This window comes from Halobacillus alkaliphilus, assembly GCF_900113125.1.
Taxonomy (GTDB): Bacteria; Bacillota; Bacilli; order Bacillales; family Halobacillaceae; genus Halobacillus; species Halobacillus alkaliphilus.
The window spans coordinates 1-2,677 of the sequence record NZ_FOOG01000087.1; the positions used below are offsets into that span (position 1 = coordinate 1).

Consider the following 2,677-nt stretch of genomic DNA (forward strand, 5'->3'; position numbering starts at 1 on the left):
TCACCCCGAAAGACACGACCAGCATAAGCCGAGCATCAAAAGGAGGGTGGTTTTTCCGTCCGTTGATGAACGGCTTATGTCTCGAGTGTCTGGGTAATGGAACAAGACGAGTTATTTCTCCACCAACCCTTAGCCATCTAACGTCACGGACCCAATTTATCTCAACTGAGTCTTACACAAACGGGAGCTTTTCTGTAAGATCAAGACTGCGATTTAACAGATTACAGATCCTATTCGTAAGATCCATTAATAAATTGTTTTTAGAGAGAGTGATTCCTATGTTTAAAACTAAATTGATTATTGGAGCGGTTACGCTGGCTGCTTCTGCGGCTGCCATAACCCTGCTGCTTCAGAATAACAGCTTTAGCAGAAGCGTTTCTTCCGTGGAGTGTCCAGCAGAGGGGGATCGATTCTGCACCTTCACGGAGTTATCCGAGGTATACGAAGAAGGCGAAGATTGGGAAATAACAAAACGCGAATCTTCAGATAGTCGTGTACTCGTAAGTGCCATTCACGGAGGAGGAATTGAGCAGGTAACTTCACAGCTGGCAGACGTTGTTGCAGGGGAAGAATACAGCTTTTACACCTTTAAAGGAAAGCTTACTTCCGGAAATTTTAATAATTTACATATTAGTTCTGTGAATTTTGATGAACCTCAGGCTCTTACTATGGCGAAAGAAGCGTCGATCCATATTTCTATCCATGGGGCTGAAGGGGAAAAGAAAAAAACACTAGTAGGTGGATTAAATGAGAATTTAAGAAGCTTAATTTCTGAGCATTTAGAAGCAAGTGGCTTCTACGTGAAAGAAGCTCCCGAGCATTTAGACGGGGACCACCCGAAGAATATTGTGAATGAAACCAAAACAGGACAGGGTGTTCAGTTGGAATTAACGAGAGCACAAAGAAAAGCATTTTTTGAAAATGGAAAGATTAGTTACAGCTCGCGAAATGATGTTTCTAATCAAACAGAAGCTTTCAAAGAATATACAGAAGCAATTCGGGCGGCATTAAAAGAATACAAAGAGAAAAACCTTTAACCAACCAGGGATGTGATTATCTCCTCCTAGTCATTTAATCCAAATGGTGGCATACACTGTACTAGCACCAAGCTGTCCTGGTCTCACGCCAGCGGCAGCGAGATGAACAACACAGATTAAAGGAGATAACCACATGCCACTGCTTGGTTTAAAGTTGATCAACTTAGCCAGTTTTATTTATCTGCTCACTGCTTCCTTCTTCTTATCCCAAGATTTCATGCGGCCATCTACCGCTGAGGTATATGTTATGCCGGCCCCGTTTGCCTTTTCTATTTGGTTCATTATTTACTTACTTCTTTTCATCTTTCTAATGAAATCTTTCTTTGCAAATGAAGAGCTTGATCGTGTCGTTGGTCATATCGGACTATGGTTTCCTTTAAGTTTGTTCCTATCCGGGACTACCATCATTGTAGGAACCACCCCATCGCTACTGTTCATTACTTTATCGTTGCTTACTCTCTGTGTGGTATATACGATCATTCAAAGACTTAATCTCTCAACGCAAAAATACAGAACCCCCTTTTCAATTTATCTCGCCTGGACATCTATAGCTACTATTGTGGATACCTTTGTAGTTTTGAAAGCCAATGGAGTACAAGAACTATTTGCCATTGGAGAACTGGGGTGGTCCGCTTTTATTCTTCTAGTGGGAGGACTCATTGCACTGGCCTTTTATTTTATTCAGAAAGATACGTGGTTTCCTCTCGTTTTCATATGGGGCTATGGAGCAATTTTTGCCTATCAGGAGGATACACTTATCAAATTTATTACAGGTGCTTTTGTCATCATTCTATTATTTATTATTTTCTTTAGCTGGTTCCAAAAGAATCGCGTTACTTAAGATAATCTTCATTAAATCCTTACATAATTTTATAATAAAGGAGGGATACTCCCGTTATATACGTGATAAAGTTAAATTACTCCGGCACCTCTTCTCGATCTGCATTCAAGTAAGAGTTGATGAATATCTTATAATAAGGAAGGCAGCATGTAATGTCCTTACTTAACAAACAAAGGGGTGACTGAGATGGAAAAGGACCTCAAGTTCCAAAACATAACCCACAAAAAGATGGACTTTGATCAAGTATTTGACCATATCCTGACCTTTATGAAGAAGGATCCGCTCGGAAATTACCGTTTAATGCTTGGTACTGATTCTCAAATCCACCCTTCTCACACCATTTTTATTACAGGGATCGTCATTCAACGTGTTGGAAAAGGGGCGTGGGCCTGTTTCTGTAAAAAACTTATATCACGAAAAATGACCACACTTCACGAACGCATCTCTTATGAGACATCACTTACCGAACATATCGCTTCTTTATTCACAGAAGACAAGAAAAATGAAATGATTGATATCATTCTGCCTCATATTTATAAAGGTGCTACTTTTACAATGGAGGGGCATATTGACATTGGTTCAGGAGAGCGGAACCGGACAAGACTGTATGTAAATGAAATGGTGGCCCGAATTGAATCGCTTGGTATCGAGCCGAAAATTAAGCCAGATTCGATTGCCGCAAGCAGCTATGCTAACAAATACACTAAATCGAGTAGGAGGAGGTGACTAACCTCCGTCCTCTCACACCACCGTACGTACGGTTCCGTATACGGCGGTTTCATAAAATTCAACGTGCATT

At 40.7% G+C, this 2,677-nt stretch carries 3 protein-coding genes; all 3 read left to right on the plus strand.

The genetic code is table 11. The annotated features are described in order from the left end of the window. Positions 1-278: 278 nt before the first annotated feature. The 3 genes from BMZ06_RS20255 (at position 279) to BMZ06_RS20265 (ending at position 2,604) form a co-directional block, all read left to right on the plus strand. The gene (locus BMZ06_RS20255; RefSeq protein ID WP_175477955.1) at positions 279-1,037 is read left to right on the plus strand and encodes a poly-gamma-glutamate hydrolase family protein; all 759 of its coding nucleotides are present in this window, start codon (positions 279-281) and stop codon (positions 1,035-1,037) included. A gap of 133 nt (positions 1,038-1,170) precedes the next feature. Beyond that, positions 1,171-1,878 carry a hypothetical protein gene (locus BMZ06_RS20260; protein WP_089755048.1) on the plus strand — a complete coding sequence of 236 codons (708 nt, stop codon included), beginning with the start codon at positions 1,171-1,173 and terminating at the stop codon, positions 1,876-1,878. A 186-nt stretch (positions 1,879-2,064) separates the two neighbouring features. Further along, positions 2,065-2,604, plus strand: coding sequence for a ribonuclease H-like YkuK family protein (locus BMZ06_RS20265; protein ID WP_089755050.1), 540 nt, complete (start codon positions 2,065-2,067; stop codon positions 2,602-2,604). Positions 2,605-2,677 lie beyond the last annotated feature (73 nt).